Below are 17239 nucleotides of genomic sequence, written 5' to 3'. Positions count from 1 at the left end.
TAATTGCCCAGTTGGCGAGTTTTAGGTCTCGTCAATAAATTGTCGGTTCATCTCAGAAGAGTAAAAATTAGCGCTAAAAAGTTTGGAAGTTACTATTTTTTATATGATAAATGACAATCATAAAGTCGTCCGAATATTAAAAAACCGTATTAACGAATTATTCACTGTAATTATGTGGGAAAAGAAAAAATAACGGTCTAATCTTAACCATCATAAAGCTTGAACAGCAATTTGAGTGTAACCGTCGTCATACGAAGATGTGCTTATATTTTGTAAACCTAATAATCGTGGTCTTTAAAGAACTCATCAAGATTGTCGATAGTTAAAGCACCTTCCATGTAAATCATACAAAATCATTGCCTGGTCAGAACGGATTTAAGAAGAGTTATGAGCGATAAAACCAGCTTTTCCTGCGGTGAATATCTCGATATCACACAGGTTTCAAATCTTTATGGGAGATTGCAAAAATCTCTTCAAAAGTCAGTGAATATTGAATTAAAGGCAGACAAAGTTAATAAAGCAGACACTGCCGGTTTACAAATGTTTGTTGCGCTAAAGCGAGAAATAAGTACGACTGACGGAAACCTGATTTGGAAAAATCCCAGTGAAGGATTAATAAATTCTGCCAAATTACTTGGGTTGGCGGAAGAATTAGGGTTGGAGTAATTCCAATTTTTATAAGTTTACGTTTTACAATTTCCTTAAGGAGTATTAGATGGCTCGCATTTTAATCGTTGATGATTCGGCATCTATGCGTAATATGGTTGCCGCCACATTACAATCTGCAGGGCATCAAATTAAAGATGCAGCAGATGGGCAGCAAGCATTTACCATTGCCAAATCCGACAAATTCGATGCGGTAGTAACCGACTTAAATATGCCGGTTATGAACGGTATTGATCTCACTCGAAATTTACGGACCTTACCCAGTTACAAATACACTCCGATATTGCTGCTTACCACCGAGTCCTCTGCAGAGAAGAAAAGCACCGGTAAATCGGCAGGCGCAACAGGTTGGTTGGTGAAACCTTTCAACCCAGAAAAACTCCTGGCAACCATTAAAAAAGTTCTTGGATAACACTCAACGGTTGAAAACGTTATGAGCATCGATCTACAACAGTTTCATCAGGTTTTCTTTGAGGAAAGTTACGAAGGCCTGGATGCAATGGAGCAGGCATTATTAGCCGTCAGTGATCAAGAAGAAGCGGATCCCGAGCTAATTAACACAATTTTCCGATCTGCTCATTCTATTAAAGGTGGCAGTGCAACCTTAGGTTTTCCTGAAATCGCAAGTTTTACTCATGTGCTTGAAACACTGCTTGACGAAGTTCGAGAAGGAAAGCGAGAGCTTACACCCGAAGGCGTTGAGTTGTTTTTGCAGTCTTGCGATGCCATGCGTGGCATGATTGCTTGCCTAGAAAATAATACACCCATTGACACCAATGAAAGTAAACCGTTGCTCGATGCGTTTGAAGCCATGTTGGCAAACGCACCTGGTGCGGATCAAGGTGGTGCTCCTGAAGAAGGTATTGCCAAGGCGGAAGATGCGGTTGCACAAACGTTTTTTGGTTCTGATGGCGGTGGTGAGCCACCCGAAGACGGCCCCAAACAGTGGAAAATTATCTTCAAGCCTGAACCACAAATTCTTCTAACCGGGAACGAACCCATTCGAATATTTCGAGAGTTAGAAGGTTTGGGGGAGTTATCTGTTACTGCAAAAACCGATGAAATTCCTGAGTTCCAGCAGTTAACTCTCGACGAATGTTTTATTTCTTGGGAAATTTTATTAACCACCGAATCCGATAAAGAAGAAATCGAGTCTGCATTTGACTGGGTGTTGGATGAATGTGAATTGTCCATCGAAGAGGTCTCCAGTGCATCGGCATCGGTGTCAGAAAATGCCGAACAAGCACCCGCATCTGCACCTGTACCCACATCAGCAGAATCAGAAAATACCGCTGAATCCGCCCCAGCGCCTGAGACAAAACCCGCGCCTGCGCCGGAAGCAGCTGCGAAGCCAGCACCAGCTAAAAAGCCCGCTGCCAAAGCCTCTGGTGGTGAATCTGCCCAATCTGGCGCAACCTCGATTCGGGTGGGTATTGATAAGGTGGATAATCTAATTAACTTGGTGGGCGAGCTGGTGATTACGCAAAGTATGTTATCTGAATTAGGTAACAACTTTGATCTGGAAAAACTTGAGCGGTTATCTCACGGTTTAGAGCAACTAAAACAAAATACGCGCGAATTGCAAGAAAACGTAATGCGCATTCGAATGTTGCCCATCAGTTTTGCGTTTAACCGCTTCCCACGAATGATTCGTGATTTATCCAATAAAACCGGCAAAAAAGTTGAGTTGGTATTGATGGGTGAACACACCGAACTCGACAAAACCGTTATGGAACAAATTGGTGATCCTCTGGTTCACTTGGTCAGAAATGCAGTCGACCACGGTTTAGAAATGCCAGACGATCGCGTTGCTGCCGGTAAAGATGAAACCGGAAAAATCGTATTAGCCGCAGAACACAAAGGTGGAAATATCGTTATTGAAATTTCCGACGATGGCCGCGGTATGGACGCTGAAAAAATTCTGGGTAAAGCACGCGAAAAAGGCATCGTGAGTGCGGAACAAGAATTATCCGATCAAGAGATTTACGAATTAATCTTTGAGCCCGGTTTTTCAACGGCGGCCGAAGTCAGTGATTTGTCCGGTCGCGGCGTGGGAATGGATGTGGTTAGAAGAAACATCAAATCACTCGGCGGTCGTATTGAAATTGAATCCGAAATGGGCAAAGGCTCATGCATTCGAGTACACCTGCCATTAACACTCGCCATTCTCGATGGACAATTAGTTCGCGTCGGCAACGAAGTGTTTATTGTTCCGTTGGTTGCTATCGTTGAATCACTGCAAATAAAGCCCGATTTAGTCAATCGCGTTTCGGGCAATATGGAATTGTACCGGTTGCGCGAAGACAACGTCCCCATTATTCCTATTTATCGCGAATTTAATATCAACGCCGATAACACCGATTTAGACAACGCGTTATTGGTGGTTGTAGAAGGTGAAGGCAGCAAAATTGGTTTACTCGTTGACGACTTGTTGGCCCAACAACAAGTTGTGATTAAAAGCTTAGAAAGTAATTATCGACGAGTGGACGGAATTTCCGGTGCGACCATTTTAGGTGATGGTTCTGTCGCTTTAATTTTAGATATCCCAGGCTTAATCTCGTCTGCGTCTCAAAATCGAAGACGCCCACAAGGCGTTAGGGCTGCGTAACACTAGGTATAAATATCATGGAAGCAGTGATAGAAGTCCCTGAGATAAACACCCACGGCGGTGGTAAAGATTTGTCTCTTGAGGGCATAGATTTTATTTCCGGTGGTGATCAATATCTCACGTTTTGTTTATGTCAAGAACACTACGGTGTGGATATTTTGTCTGTCACAGAAATACGCGGATGGGAAGAGCCCACGTTAATTCCCAATTCACCCGAGTACGTCAAAGGGGTGATTAATTTACGCGGTGTTATCGTGCCAATACTCGATTTGCGAATTCGCTTTCACATTGGCGAGGCGGATTATAAACCGACAACGGTAGTTATTGTTCTTGCGGTAAAAAGTGAGCAGGCAAGTGCGAGTTGCACCATGGGTTTTGTTGTCGATGCGGTATCAGATGTTTTAAACGCAGAATCCGATGACATAAAAGTCGCGCCGAGCTTTGGTGGTTTAATTGAACCTAATTACATTCAGGGTTTGGTCAATGTTGGTGCCGATGTCGTTACTTTATTAAATGTCGATCAACTTGTTCAGCTAGACGAAGAAGGTGTAACCAATGAGTGATCAATCTCAAGAATATTTAACCTTTTTGCTCGATGGCGAGGAATTCGGCGTTGATATCCTGCGTGTGCAAGAAATTATGGTGTGGGCTCCAGTAACGGCGATTCCCGGTGCTCCCGATTATTTGCGCGGTGTGATTAATTTGCGAGGTGTTATTGTCCCCATTGTTGATATGCGACAGCGCTTTGGCCGTGATCCCATCGATTATACCGACACAACCGTAGTGATTGTTTTACGCACCAGTGAATCTGAAAACAGTGTGGTTGTTGGTGTGGTTGTGGATGCTGTTTCTGAAGTGTACAAAGTTGAAGCCGAAAATATTAAAGAGTCGCCTAATTTTGGCGATCACATCGATAGTCGATTTGTTTTTGGTATGGCGACGGTCGATGAAAAAATTATTATTTTGCTCGACGCCAAAAAATTATTAAACGTTAATGATTTGTACAGTGTTGTCTCGCATGTGCGACCCAAAGCCAGTGAATCATTAGCCAGTTAATACAGCCGTTTATCGAATCCTTAAAAATCAAAGAATTCTTTAAATCGGTCGAAGTAATACATGTTTTATAACGCCTGATCGAAACTACAATTTCCGAAAAAATTCAGTTCTCTTAGGAGAGGAAAAATGCAAACTGATGAAGCTGATTCTAAAAATGCAGATCAATATGAGAATGCATTGGATCATATGATTACTGCTGTAATGATGGTTGATCGTGATTTTAATGTAACCTATCTCAATCAAGCAACATTAAGTTTGCTAAAAAATAATGAAGATAAGTTTAAAAAAATATGGCCGGATTTTTCTGCCTCCAAAGACTACATGCTCGGCAAATGCATTGACGGTTTCCATAAAGATCCGGCGCATCAACGCAATATGTTATCCGATCCCAGCAGTTTGCCACTAAGAACCGATATTACCATCGAAGATCTTATCATTGAACTGAACGTTTCCAGCATTTTAGACAGCAGTGGAAAATACGTTGGCTGTACGTTGGAATGGTACGACGTGACCGATACGCGTTTTCAAGAAGATAAAGCCACTCGAATGGAAGGCGCTATCGAGCAATCCGGTACGCCATCAATGATGATCAATCGTGATTTCATAATCACCTACGCTAACCCGGCTACCGTTGAACTGTTGGAAAAACACGAAGCAACTTTCCAAAAACAATGGCCTGGATTCAGCGCCGATCCTAAAAAAGTCATTGGCACCTGTGTGGATGTATTCCACAAAGATCCTGAGCATCAAAGAAAGTTGCTTTCCGATCCAAAAAATCTGCCTTATAAAACGGACATCACCGTTTTAGATTTAATCTTTGAGCTTAATGTAACCTCTATTTTTAATACCAAGGGCGATTACATCGGTAACTCGCTCGAATGGCAAGACGTTACTGAAGCGAGAAGTCAAGCAGACAAAGCGGCTCGCTTAGAGGGCTCTATTGAGCAATCTGGTACGGCGTCGATGATGATCGATCGTGACTTTAAAATTACCTACGCCAATCCAGCGACCGTTGAATTGCTCGAAAAACACGAAGCGACTTTCCAAAAACAATGGCCAGGGTTCAGTGCTGATCCCAAAAAAGTCATTGGTACCTGTGTGGACGTGTTCCATAAAAACCCGGAACATCAAAGAAAGTTATTATCCGACCCCAAAAATTTACCGTACAAAACCGACATCACCGTTTTGGATTTAATTTTTGAGCTTAATGTTACCTCCATTTTCAATACCAAAGGAGAGTACATCGGTAACTCGCTTGAATGGCAAGACGTTACCGACATGCGCGAACAAGCGGATAAAGCAGCACGGCTTGAAGGTGCGATTGAACAATCCGGTACGCCATCAATGATGATTGATCGCGATTTCAAAATTACCTACGCGAACCCGGCAACTGTTGATTTACTCAAAAAACACGAGGCAACATTCCAAGAAGAATGGCCTGGCTTTAGCGCTGATCCGGAAAAAGTTATCGGCACCTGTGTGGATGTGTTCCACAAAAACCCAGCTCACCAACGCAGCCTTTTGTCTGATCCGAGTAACTTGCCGTACAAAACCGACATTAAAATTCGAGATTTAATGTTCGAACTGAATGTAACGCCAATTTATGACATTAAAGGCGAATACATTGGCAACTCGCTTGAATGGCAAGATGTTACTGCGGCACGACAAACCGAAATTGAAGTGGGCCGTTTAAATACTGCTGTAGACGGTATGACCACCAATTTAATGATGGCCGACGAAGAGGGCGTGATTGTCTTTCTAAACCCAGCATTACGAAAAATGTTCGAACGTCGAGAAAACGAAATTCGCCGAGTGCTACCGAATTTCGATTTGCGCACCATTGTTGGCGCTAATATCGATATCTTCCATAAAAACCCAGCGCATCAGCGTTCAATTTTAGCCGATACCAGCAAATTCCCGATGCAGACAGAAATTGCCGTTGGTGAATTGCAATTCAATTTGACTGCGCTGGCATTAAAAGACAGCAAGGGAGCCGTTATTGGCACTGCTGTCCAGTGGGTTGATATTACCGACGAACGCGGTGCACAAAAACAAATTGAAAGCCTCATTGATTCTGCCATTAAAGGTGATTTAACCCACCGTATTGATGTCAGCACCTATGAAGGATTTACCAAAAATCTTGGTACCAACATCAACTCCTTAATGGATGAAATCAGCAAGCCATTAGATGAAACCATTAATGTCGTGAAAGCACTGGCAGAAGGTGATTTACGAGAAAAAGTGGATGGCGAATACAGCGGTCAATTTGCGGTATTAACTGAATCCATCAACAGCTCTCTCGAAAATCTGGTGGGTATGGTTCAAACCATCAGCAATGCGTCTTCCAACGTATTTAATGTCGCCCGAGAAATTGCAGCAGGTAACAGCGATTTAAGTCAACGTACGGAATCGCAAGCGTCGAGCTTGGAAGAAACCGCCGCAACAATGGAAGAATTAACCTCAACGGTTCAGCAAAACTCCAAGTCTTCAACGGAGGCGACTGAAAAAGCCAACGAAGCCATGGAAAAAGCTAAAAATGGTGGTGAGGTTGTCGGTAAAGCCGTTGAGTCGATGGAAGAGATCAATAAATCGAGCAAGAAAATCGCCGACATTATTGGTGTCATTGACGAAATCGCCTTCCAGACTAACTTGCTGGCATTGAACGCTGCGGTGGAAGCAGCCAGAGCCGGTGAACAAGGTCGCGGTTTCGCCGTGGTGGCAGCCGAGGTACGCAACCTGGCTCAACGCAGTGCCACAGCCGCTAAAGAAATTAAAGGACTCATTAACGACAGCGTCGACGCGGTAACTCGCGGAGCTAAGTTGGTGGACGATACCGGTGAGACCTTCAATGTCTTGATTGATGCCGTACAAGAAGTTCGCGCAATGGTTTCCAATATTGATTCGGCTGGTAAAGAACAAGCCGGTGGTATTTCTGAAATCAGCAAAGCCGTATCGCAAATGGATGAAATGACACAGCAAAATGCGGCACTGGTAGAAGAAGCGGCAGCTTCGAGTAAATCGATGGAAGACCAGGCTCAAGAGCTCATCACGCAAGTCAGCTTCTTTAAAGTGGCCGATGGCGATGACCTTGGTGGTGCCCCAGCGGGACGCTCGGCAAGTGCACCGGCCAGATCCCGAGGTGCAGCACGTGGAGCTGGTGCCGCAAAAAAACCGCCTGTTAAGTCGGTAGGAGGTTCTGGCAGTGACGAAGATGAGTGGGAAGAGTTTTAACGGGTTACGTTAATTACTAGGGAATTGATTCAGTGATTAACGAGTTTTAGGTGATAAAAAGTGAACAGCGAAAACTCTATCAGCAAAGTAGCCTTACCCGAGCAGTATTTTGATTCATTAAACCTTGGAATCATCGTTACCAACGGTGATTTCGAGGTGCAATACTCCAATCACAATGCTGAGAAATTATTTTTCCATCATACAAAAACGTTTCAATCGTTGGATAAAGAATGGGATAACAGCTCGATTGTTGGTAAAAATTTACGTGTAATTATCGAAGCCCACGAAGACTTAAACCAGCTTGTTCACAATTACGACGGTTCCTATAAAAAAGGCAAAGTTAGTATTGCTGATGAATGCTTTTTGTTGGGTGTCAGTCAGCTTAACAATTCAGATGAGTGGTTATTTGAATGGTTTGAATCGGAAGCTTCCAACCAATCGTCTGAAGACAAGCGTATTTTAGAAGCGTTTTCTAAGTCTCAAGCCATGATCACTTTTGATCCTTCCGGCAATATCCTCAATGCCAATGACAACTTTTTGAAGGCAATGGGTTATTCACTTGATGAGATTATCGGTAAACATCACAGCGTATTTATGCCTCCAGGAAATGTCGATTCTGAGGATTACAAAGAGTTTTGGCAAAACCTTAAATCGGGTGAATTCAACGCTGGGCAATTTAAGCGAGTTAATAAAACCGGAGGCGATGTTTGGATTCAAGCTTCGTATAATCCCATTTTTGATGACCAAGGTAATGTTACCAAGGTTGTTAAGTACGCTTCGGACATTACCGAGCAAGTAAAGAAATTATCCGACTACGAAGGTCAGGTGAATGCTATTTGTCGTTCACAAGCAGTGATTGAATTTGAGCCTGACGGCACCATTTTAAATGCGAATGGCAATTTTCTTAATGCTGTTGGTTACAAGCTTGATGAAATAAAAGGTAAGCATCACAGTTTATTCGTGGATTCGAGCTACAAAAATAGCTCCGAGTATCAAAGCTTTTGGCAAGATTTAGCTGACGGTAAATTCTTTTCTGGTGAATTTAAACGCGTAAATAAGCAAGGCAAAGAATTTTGGATTCAAGCGTCTTACAACCCAATTTTTGATCCCGACGGTAAGCCGTTTAAGGTGGTTAAATACGCGAGCGATATTACCGCGCAAAAAGTTCAAAATGCCGATTCTTCTGGTCAAATAGAGGCCATCGGAAAATCTCAGGCGGTGATTGAATTTAATATGGATGGCACCATTATCGATGCCAATCAAAACTTTCTCAACGCCGTTGGTTATACGCTGGATGAAATCAAAGGACAGCATCACCGGATGTTTGTCACTCCTTCTTACGGCGCTTCTCATGAATATAAAAAATTCTGGGAAAAGCTCAATAAAGGTGAGTACGATTCGGGCGAATACATGCGCGTGACCAAATCAGGACAAGAGATTTGGATTCAAGCCTCGTACAATCCAATTTTAGATCTGAATGGGAAACCCGTTAAAGTCGTAAAATACGCGTCTGACATCACGGAACAAAAAGCTAAGAATGCCGATTTCTCCGGTCAAATCGCAGCCATTAGTAAGTCGCAGGCCGTAATTGAATTTAACATGGACGGCACAATTGTTGATGCCAATGACAATTTCCTTAACGCTGTGGGTTACTCTCTTTCAGAAATCCAAGGGCAGCACCATAGACTATTCGTTGAGAACGATTACGGAAATTCGAAAGAATACCAGTCGTTTTGGGAGAAATTAAATCGCGGTGAATACGATGCCGGTGAGTATCAGCGATTTGGTAAACATGGCAAGGAAATATGGATTCAAGCGTCTTACAACCCGATTTTAGACTCCAAAGGCAATCCGTATAAAGTTGTTAAATACGCAACGGATATTACCGGCCGTAAAACTGCCATTGCAGTGATCCGACAAGCCTTAGGCCAGGTTTCCGACGGCGATTTAACGACACAAGTGGAAGATGAATTGGAAGGCGAATTTAATATGGTCGCCGAATCCATGAATAATCTTGTGACTCAGTTGAGTTCATTGGTTTCTGAAATCAGAACCACCTCAAACAGCGTATTTTCTGCGTCGCGAGAAATGGCACAAGGTAACAACGATTTAAGTCAGCGTACCGAAACCCAGGCGGCGAATCTTGAAGAAACCGCGGCTGCGATGGAGCAATTAACCGCAACGGTACAACAAAACGCCAAGTCTGCCTCGGAAGCTACCGGCAAAGCCAACACCGCAATGACCCGAGCCAGTAGCGGTGGTGAAGTAGTACAAAATGCCGTGGGTGCTATGGAAGAAATCAATAAATCCAGTAAAAAAATCTCAGATATTATTGGCGTTATTGATGAAATTGCCTTCCAAACCAACTTGCTTGCCTTAAACGCGGCGGTGGAAGCGGCACGTGCGGGAGAGCAGGGCCGAGGATTTGCGGTTGTTGCCGCCGAGGTTCGGAATTTAGCCCAACGCAGTGCGTCGGCTGCAAAAGAAATTAAAGGTTTGATTAACGACAGCGTCGATGCCGTTTCCAAGGGAACCAAGTTGGTTCACGATACCGGTAACACTTTTGAAGAATTAGTATCCGCCGTGCAAGAAGTGGTTGCGATGGTCTCCAGCATTGATAACGCCAGTCGAGAGCAGTCTGCGGGTATTACCGAAGTTGGCAAGGCTGTATCGCAGATGGATGAAATGACCCAACAAAATGCGTCTTTGGTTGAGCAAGCCTCAGCGTCCAGCCGATCCATGGAAGACATGGCTCAGAATTTATTAAAGCAAGTTCGGTTTTTTGATTTAGGTGAAGAATAACGCGCATTAATTGCACGTGGCTATTAAGTGAGTTAAGTAAGCTAAGTAAGCGTTTAAAAATAGTTTACATGAATTTGGCATAGCCAATTTATTTCTTGCCTTATCTGTTCGGTTTTTATTGTTGTTAGTTGTTATCTTCCAAGTTTAATGGACAAAACCCACACAAGGATGTGTTTTTTTACACATCAAAAGCTTGCTTACCTTCTAGCATATAAATGTTTTTTCTAGTTATTCTTTTAGGACTTATACCGTGAGCAATGTAAGAGCAGAAGAACATTCCTTAAATCCCCGTCAATTTCAAGAACTGTGCGACATGGTTTATGAAATTACCGGTATTGTTCTAAAAGAGTCGAAACGAGAAATGGTGTATCGACGCTTAATGCGCCGAATTCGAGAGCTTAATGTTCCCAGCTTTTCTGAGTACTTTCAGTTATTAAAAACCAACGATAGCGAAGAGTTGCCGAATTTTATTAATGCGATCACCACGAATTTGACCAGCTTTTATCGAGAATCGCACCACTTTGATTATTTATTAGAAAACTTTTTACCGGAGCACGAAAAATTTACCGGCGCGAAACGACGCTTAAGGGTCTGGTCTTCTGCCTGTTCAACCGGTGAAGAGCCTTACACACTGTCGATTACGTTAAATAAGTATTTTGGTCGTCAGATTAATTTGTGGGATTGCAAAATATTAGCCACCGATCTAGACACGAATGTTTTAGATACCAGCAAAGAAGGTGTCTATAAATTAGATCGAATTGAGAGTTTACCGACTAAAATAAAGAAAGACTGGTTTGAATCTGCTGAGCCAGATTATCCCGGTCATGTCAGAGTCAATGAAATATTAAAAGATATTATTACTTTTAAACAATTGAATTTATTGAATGCTTGGCCAATGAAAGGCCCATTTGACGTAATTTTTTGTCGCAATGTACTGATCTATTTCGACAGACCCACCCAAGAAGCAATATTGGAAAAATTCTTAAAAATACTAAGACCGGGCGGCGCATTAATGTTGGGTCACAGTGAGAGTGTTGCAAAGGGTTATTCTCAATTGGATCCCGTTGGCCGCACTACTTACATCAAGCTTTAATATCTAATTTGTAAGTGTTAGTACCGTATATCAGAGTACAAAAACTATGAGTCTATCGTCTAAAAAAGAGAAAATACTCAGTGATGGGACGCCACTTGATGAGGTTATTGTTGGTTTTGAACACGTAAACCGGTATGTCGATCGGAGAGAAAATAAATTTATTGCCAAAATTTTACCGGGTGAATTTTATGTCACACGATCGCATACTGAATTGATTGCGACCACGTTGGGTTCTTGTGTTTCTGCGTGTATTTGGGATGAAGAAAATTCCATCGGTGGCATGAATCACTTTATGTTGCCGCTATCGGAAGTTGAAGCCCATAAAATTACTTGGGGTAACGTTGCCAGTGACGCCACTCGTTACGGTAACTACGCGATGGAACATTTAATCAATGAAATCTTAACCCACGGTGGCATTCGTCGTAATTTAAAAGCCAAAGTATTCGGCGGAGGCAAAGTGCTTAATCAAAGCAATGAAGTGGGTTTGCGTAACGCCGAATTTGTACTGACGTATTTACATCAAGAAAATATAGATCTCATAGGTGAGGATCTCGGTGACGTTTATCCCCGTAAGGTTTTATTTAATCCATTAACGGGCAAGGCGAGAATGAAAAAAATTCGCGAGCTTAACAACAATACGATTGTATCTCGCGAGCGACAATATTCTCAAAACATTCAACATGAGCCTGTCGAGGGCGATATCGAGTTGTTCTAATGTTATGAAAAAGATCAAAGTTCTTATCGTTGACGATTCGCAATTAATCGTACAAATTCTTTCTTCTATTTTGTCCGCCGACCCGGCCATAGAAGTGGTTGGAACCGCAGAAGATCCCTATGAAGCGCGAGATAAAATCAAGACCTTAAATCCAGATGTGATTACCCTGGATATCGAAATGCCAAAAATGGACGGTATTACATTTTTACGCAACATTATGCGTTTGCGTCCTTTACCTGTGGTGATGATTTCAACGTTAACCGAAGTGGGTGCTGCGGTTACGTTAGAGGCGTTAGAAATTGGCGCGGTAGACTTTATCCCTAAGCCTAAGTCCACCGATATGGAAGTGTTCAAGCCACTGGCATCGTCGATTCGCAATAAAGTTCGACAAGCGGCAAAAGTTAACGCCACGGTTTTTGAAAAAGCAGAACGTTCTGGGCTGACTAAAAAAGCGGTAGTCAAAAAATCCACCAATCGACGAGACAAGCCTGAATTAATTGTTATTGGTGCATCAACCGGCGGTACCTTAGCCCTTAAAGAATTATTCAGTGCGTTGCCTGCGCAAATGCCGCCCATTGCTGTTGTCCAGCATATGCCAGAAGGATTTACCGCATCTTTTGCCGAGCGCTTAAATGCCAACAGTGATCTGACCGTTGTCGAAATGGGATACGAAGCCACCGAGTTATTACCTGGACACGCCTATATTGCCCGCGGCGATAAGCATATGGTGCTGTCGAAATCGGGGGCAAAATTTAAAGGCATGACCCAAGATTCGGAACCGGTTAATCGTCACAAGCCTTCCGTTGATGTGTTGTTTGATTCTGTTGCCGAGTGGGGCAATAATAAAATTTTATCCATGATTTTAACGGGCATGGGCGCCGATGGTGCTCAGGGTATGCTCCGTTTACGCAACAAAGGTGCTCTTACCGTCGCGCAAGATGAAGCCAGTTGCGTGGTCTGGGGTATGCCGAGAGTGGCGGTAGAAAATAATGCCGCAGAGTACGTGTTAGCGTTGGATAAAATGCCGCAATTTATGGTGGATCGCTGTGCCTAGAGTGACTCAATTGGATTGCTCAATTGAACTTCCAGAACTACAGTTTGGGTATGGATCTTAGGTTTATTTTACCGGTGTGATTCAGTTGTACCGATATTAGATTTTAACGTAGCAGCATAGGAATAGAGATGCTTTCTTCGGAATACTTAAAAAAGAACTCAATGCCGATTGCATCAAGTGTTGTGTTCCTCTTACTGCTATTGTTTGGCGCACACAAAACATTATTAGTGCTATTTTTTATAGCTTCGTTTGGACTTTGGCTTTATACAACACACAAACACGAAGTTAAAGATTATGCGGTCGAAGTCGAACACATCAGCCAAGAATTTCAGGCAGAAATGGGTAAAATTGGTTCTGCGATTGAAGAAATTCTCGATGAAGAATCTACTTATGTTAACGAGCATATTGATCGTATTCGCGACCTTATTCAGGATTCCACATTATTGCTCCAGCAAAGTTTTTCTAACGTAGTCTGTAAAACTAACGATCAGTCGAGTATGGCTCGAGGATTCGTTGAAGGTTTAGGGCAAAACCAAGAAGTAGAAGGTTCAGATAACGAAGACTCGTTTAATTTCAAAGATTTTGTACAACACGTAGATAGTATCTTGCAGGGTTATGTGGATTTGTTGGTTGAAATCAGTGATAAAAGTATTTCTTCCATTCATAAAATTAACGACATGACATCCCATATGGAAAGTATGTTTTCTATTTTGGACGATGTTCAAAAATTAGCGGAGCAGACTAATTTATTGGCGTTAAATGCGGCGATTGAGGCCGCGCGTGCTGGTGAAGTCGGACGCGGATTTGCGGTGGTGGCTGACGAGGTACGATCGTTGTCAGTAACTTCTGCTAATCTTAACCAAGAAGTTCGCGTGAAGATTGAATCGACTAAATCGAGTATGGCCGATGTTAATAAGGAAGTGGGTTCCATCGCGTCATTGGATATTAATTCTGCCATTGAAGGTCGGCTGAATATTGATAGTATGCTTCTAAAAATAGAGGCGTTTAATCGTGAAACAGAATTAATGTTAGGTAACCTAACAGGTGCAACGGCTGAAATTGAAACTGAAATTAATAATTCCATTCGAGCACTGCAGTTCGAAGACATTATCAGTCAGTTGTCGGGCCACATCCAACAGCGGTTATCACACATACACGAAGTGGCGTTGGTGAGTCATGGTGAAATCGCTACAGCGACGGATTTATCTCACTTACACGATGTTGCCGAAAAATTAACGAGTATGCGCGAAGACTTTAGAAACCAGAATCTCGCTCAAAAAGTCGAGCAGGGCAGCATGGATGAAGGCGACGTTGAATTATTTTAAAGGCGTTGAAATATTTTCAAATAGGTACACAATATGACGATTTCTACTCAAGTCACTAACGGCGTTGTTACCATAACGCTGGATAATAGTTTTGATTTTGAGTCGGTAGATTCATTCCGTAAAGCGTATGTCGACAACCCATCGGTAAATTACCAAATTGACTTTCGTAACACCGATTATATGGAAAGTTCCGGTCTCGGTATGTTGTTAAATATGTTAAGGTATTTTGGTGAAGACCAAGTATCGATAAAACTGATAAACTGCCGGCCACAAATTTTAAAAGTACTTAAAATCTCTAACTTCCAGCGTAAGTTTGAAATAAAATAGAATGCCAATCGCCCTAGTTGATGGAAACAAAGTATCTCGGGAAAATCTCCGTAACGTTCTTATAAAAGAAGAAACTAATGTTTCGGTTGAGGCTTTTGACTCAGCGAAGGCGTGTATTCACTTTTTGAATCAAGAAAACTCTTGGCCCACCTTAATTTTAATAACCAACAATATTCCCGATTCCAGTTGCGTTGCTCTTGCTGAGCAGATTCGGCAGCAAGCAGGTGATCGTTTTATTCTTATTAATTTTATACTGGATGATAATAACCCCAAATTAATTCAGCAATGTTTGGAAATTGGCGACGATGTTATTTATACGCCAATTGAGCAAGAACACTTCCGCAGTAAATTGTTGGCTCAAAAAAGGTTAGAGCAGCGTTTTCTAAAAACCGAAGCCGAAAAGCAGAATCTGGAGATTTATCGGCAAAACGTTACCCTTGAGCAAGATATCATTGAGCGTATATACGATACGCATTGCCGAGGTAATCAGGTTGATCGAGACAACATTCGCTTGCATAACTCGCCAAAAGCGCTGTTAAGTGGGGATATTTTAATCACTCAAGAAGGACCTACTGGCAGTGTTTATGTTGCCATCGGTTCGGTCTCCGGCCGCGGATTACCTGCAGCATTGGGAGCAATGCCTATTTTTTCCACGTTTCGGGCAATGACGAAAAAGGGCAAACCGGTTGGAAAAATTGCCGCTGAAATGAACCGCTCGTTAGCGACGGTATTGCCAAGCAATATGAATATGTCGTTGAGCTTGTTGGAGCTGAGTCATCACTGTGATCGCTTAACCGTCTGGTCCGGCGGTATGCCTTACGGAATCATTGTCTCTTCGCCAGATGCTGCATTTGAGCCCATTCTTTCCAAGCACCCACCGCTCACCGAGTTGTCAGAGTTTGATTTTAGCCAGGATGTTTCCGTTTTCGATTTGACGCCCGGTCAACGAATCTTCTTTCATACTAACAGTGTGGAACGATCCCAAGATGGGAACCAGCAGGCCTTTGGTCAGTCGGACATCACTGATTGTATCAAGTCTGACCCATCGCGCGCTTTCTCCCACATTACGACAGAGCTAGAGGCCCGTTCGCAAAATCTAGATTCGGTGTTTGTTGAATTGTTGTGTGATGTTTCCGATGCTGAATCAGCGTCAAATCAGGCAGCTAACAATGTTGCGGCAATGCCTTGGTGCTTAACGATTAATTTAGACGCCGATGATTTGAAGTCGGTGAGTCCAACGCCGCAGATTATTCGCTTGCTTTCCAATGCCGTTGGTTTGGATGTTCATCAAGATTTTTTATCGACGGTTATCTCCGAACTCTACAACAACGCGTTAGATCACGGTGTTTTGGGGTTGGATTCGGAATTGAAAGCCACCGACGATGGATTTATGGTTTATTATTCCGAGCGCGAAAAAAGATTGAAAAACCTCAAAGAAGGCTCGGTTAACATTAGTATTCAGTATGAAAACAAAGAGATTAAAATATCTCTGAAAGACAGCGGTAAAGGTTTTAACGTTAAGCAAATAAAAAAATCGTCCGAGCTGGATACCTTTGGGCGCGGTTTGGATATTATTCGTTCTTTATGTTCTCGTCTTGAGCACAGTGAAGGCGGAACTCGGGTTACTGTATGGTATAACGTTTGTTCTTAATGGCTGAGCTTTTCGGTTAATCAAGAGTTTATCTATTTAGCTATTAATCTGTTCACCTACTAATCCACTCACCTGTTAATCTATTCATCTATTAATTCATTCACCTATTAATTCATTCGCTTATTAGTCTATCAGCCCAGATCTTGTTAAGCATTGTCTAAATAGAATCGTAGTTGTCTATTTATTTTGATTTTATTGTCATTTCTTCTTGCCTTTCACGTTTTATCTTATTTCTTATCTATTTTTTGTGTTTTCTTGTTTAGTCATTTATTTATCCGTGTTTTTACTTGTTTTTAAATTAATCCCTGTCAGTAATGCCAGGTTGGTAAATTCAATTTAATTGTGGGATGCGCAATGCATGTTTTCTTTTAGAGCGTTTTTTATCAACGGTTATTTTTTCCTAAATAAAATCCGCTGGATGTTTTAGTGCAAAAATTAATGTGTGGATAATAAAACGGTGCACGCTAGTGTGTTTCTATGGATGGTGTGGCTGTCTGTTGAATTGTTTCTTAAATTAAAACTTTTAGTGTTGATAATTGAAATATTAAAAAATATTTTCTGTGAGAAAATTTATAAGGCTTTGTTATTACTTCTAACAGGTAATGTTTGTGTTTTTATAAAAAGCTTACGTTCATAAAACCGCTTGTTTTAATGGCTTTAAAAATTAGTGTGGTTTTAATAAAAACTGTCTTTCTTATTGTTTTTGTTCAG

The 17239-nt window shown here is 42.1% G+C and carries 13 protein-coding genes; all 13 read left to right on the top strand.

Annotated elements, in window-relative coordinates; all coding sequences use genetic code 11:
* The first annotated feature begins 387 nt into the window (after positions 1 to 387).
* The 13 genes from LU361_RS03010 (at position 388) to LU361_RS02950 (ending at position 16528) form a co-directional block, all read left to right on the top strand.
* Positions 388 to 666, top strand: coding sequence for an STAS domain-containing protein (locus LU361_RS03010; protein WP_233086834.1), 279 nt, complete (start codon positions 388 to 390; stop codon positions 664 to 666).
* A gap of 49 nt (positions 667 to 715) precedes the next feature.
* Entirely contained in the window at positions 716 to 1078 is a 363-nt protein-coding gene (locus LU361_RS03005; protein WP_233086833.1) for a response regulator, read from the top strand.
* Between the two features lie 21 nt (positions 1079 to 1099).
* A complete protein-coding gene (locus LU361_RS03000; protein WP_233086832.1) occupies positions 1100 to 3274 on the top strand; it encodes a chemotaxis protein CheA in 2175 nt (724 codons plus the stop codon).
* A gap of 17 nt (positions 3275 to 3291) precedes the next feature.
* The gene (locus LU361_RS02995) at positions 3292 to 3837 is read left to right on the top strand and encodes a chemotaxis protein CheW (RefSeq protein ID WP_233086831.1); all 546 of its coding nucleotides are present in this window, start codon (positions 3292 to 3294) and stop codon (positions 3835 to 3837) included.
* Complete coding sequence (locus LU361_RS02990; RefSeq protein WP_233086830.1) at positions 3830 to 4330, top strand: chemotaxis protein CheW; 501 nt, start codon at positions 3830 to 3832, stop codon at positions 4328 to 4330. The genes LU361_RS02995 and LU361_RS02990 overlap by 8 nt, the downstream gene beginning before the upstream one ends.
* A 126-nt stretch (positions 4331 to 4456) precedes the next feature.
* The gene (locus LU361_RS02985) at positions 4457 to 7561 is read left to right on the top strand and encodes a methyl-accepting chemotaxis protein (protein WP_233086829.1); all 3105 of its coding nucleotides are present in this window, start codon (positions 4457 to 4459) and stop codon (positions 7559 to 7561) included.
* A gap of 60 nt (positions 7562 to 7621) precedes the next feature.
* Positions 7622 to 10363 (top strand): methyl-accepting chemotaxis protein, encoded by a 2742-nt coding sequence (locus LU361_RS02980; RefSeq protein ID WP_233086828.1) that lies wholly within the window; start codon positions 7622 to 7624, stop codon positions 10361 to 10363.
* Positions 10364 to 10613: 250 nt separating this feature from the next.
* Positions 10614 to 11456, top strand: coding sequence for a CheR family methyltransferase (locus LU361_RS02975; protein WP_233086827.1), 843 nt, complete (start codon positions 10614 to 10616; stop codon positions 11454 to 11456).
* Between the two features lie 46 nt (positions 11457 to 11502).
* The gene (gene cheD / locus LU361_RS02970; protein ID WP_233086826.1) at positions 11503 to 12171 is read left to right on the top strand and encodes a chemoreceptor glutamine deamidase CheD; all 669 of its coding nucleotides are present in this window, start codon (positions 11503 to 11505) and stop codon (positions 12169 to 12171) included.
* Positions 12172 to 12175: 4 nt separating this feature from the next.
* Positions 12176 to 13225 carry a protein-glutamate methylesterase/protein-glutamine glutaminase gene (locus LU361_RS02965; protein ID WP_233086825.1) on the top strand — a complete coding sequence of 350 codons (1050 nt, stop codon included), beginning with the start codon at positions 12176 to 12178 and terminating at the stop codon, positions 13223 to 13225.
* A 128-nt stretch (positions 13226 to 13353) separates the two neighbouring features.
* Positions 13354 to 14550 (top strand): methyl-accepting chemotaxis protein, encoded by a 1197-nt coding sequence (locus LU361_RS02960; protein WP_233086824.1) that lies wholly within the window; start codon positions 13354 to 13356, stop codon positions 14548 to 14550.
* Between the two features lie 33 nt (positions 14551 to 14583).
* Positions 14584 to 14877, top strand: a complete 294-nt coding sequence (locus LU361_RS02955; protein ID WP_233086823.1) for an STAS domain-containing protein — start codon at positions 14584 to 14586, stop codon at positions 14875 to 14877.
* 1 nt (position 14878) lies between these two features.
* The gene (locus LU361_RS02950) at positions 14879 to 16528 is read left to right on the top strand and encodes a SpoIIE family protein phosphatase (protein WP_233086822.1); all 1650 of its coding nucleotides are present in this window, start codon (positions 14879 to 14881) and stop codon (positions 16526 to 16528) included.
* Positions 16529 to 17239: the final 711 nt, after the last annotated feature.

Source organism: Sessilibacter corallicola, assembly GCF_021290925.1.
In the GTDB taxonomy this organism is placed as follows: domain Bacteria; phylum Pseudomonadota; class Gammaproteobacteria; order Pseudomonadales; family Cellvibrionaceae; genus Sessilibacter; species Sessilibacter corallicola.
Note: the sequence above shows the minus strand (reverse complement) of the source record. Positions and strands in the feature narration are given on the sequence as shown.

Bases quoted from the DNA above. Each gene is read 5' to 3' on its own strand.
- LU361_RS03010 (WP_233086834.1), top strand. From the start codon at position 388: ATGAGCGATAAAACCAGCTTTTCCTGCGGTGAATATCTCGATATCACA.
- LU361_RS03005 (WP_233086833.1), top strand. From the start codon at position 716: ATGGCTCGCATTTTAATCGTTGATGATTCGGCATCTATGCGTAATATG.
- LU361_RS03000 (WP_233086832.1), top strand. From the start codon at position 1,100: ATGAGCATCGATCTACAACAGTTTCATCAGGTTTTCTTTGAGGAAAGT.
- LU361_RS02995 (WP_233086831.1), top strand. From the start codon at position 3,292: ATGGAAGCAGTGATAGAAGTCCCTGAGATAAACACCCACGGCGGTGGT.
- LU361_RS02990 (WP_233086830.1), top strand. From the start codon at position 3,830: ATGAGTGATCAATCTCAAGAATATTTAACCTTTTTGCTCGATGGCGAG.
- LU361_RS02985 (WP_233086829.1), top strand. From the start codon at position 4,457: ATGCAAACTGATGAAGCTGATTCTAAAAATGCAGATCAATATGAGAAT.
- cheD (WP_233086826.1), top strand. From the start codon at position 11,503: ATGAGTCTATCGTCTAAAAAAGAGAAAATACTCAGTGATGGGACGCCA.
- LU361_RS02965 (WP_233086825.1), top strand. From the start codon at position 12,176: ATGAAAAAGATCAAAGTTCTTATCGTTGACGATTCGCAATTAATCGTA.
- LU361_RS02960 (WP_233086824.1), top strand. From the start codon at position 13,354: ATGCTTTCTTCGGAATACTTAAAAAAGAACTCAATGCCGATTGCATCA.
- LU361_RS02955 (WP_233086823.1), top strand. From the start codon at position 14,584: ATGACGATTTCTACTCAAGTCACTAACGGCGTTGTTACCATAACGCTG.
- LU361_RS02950 (WP_233086822.1), top strand. From the start codon at position 14,879: ATGCCAATCGCCCTAGTTGATGGAAACAAAGTATCTCGGGAAAATCTC.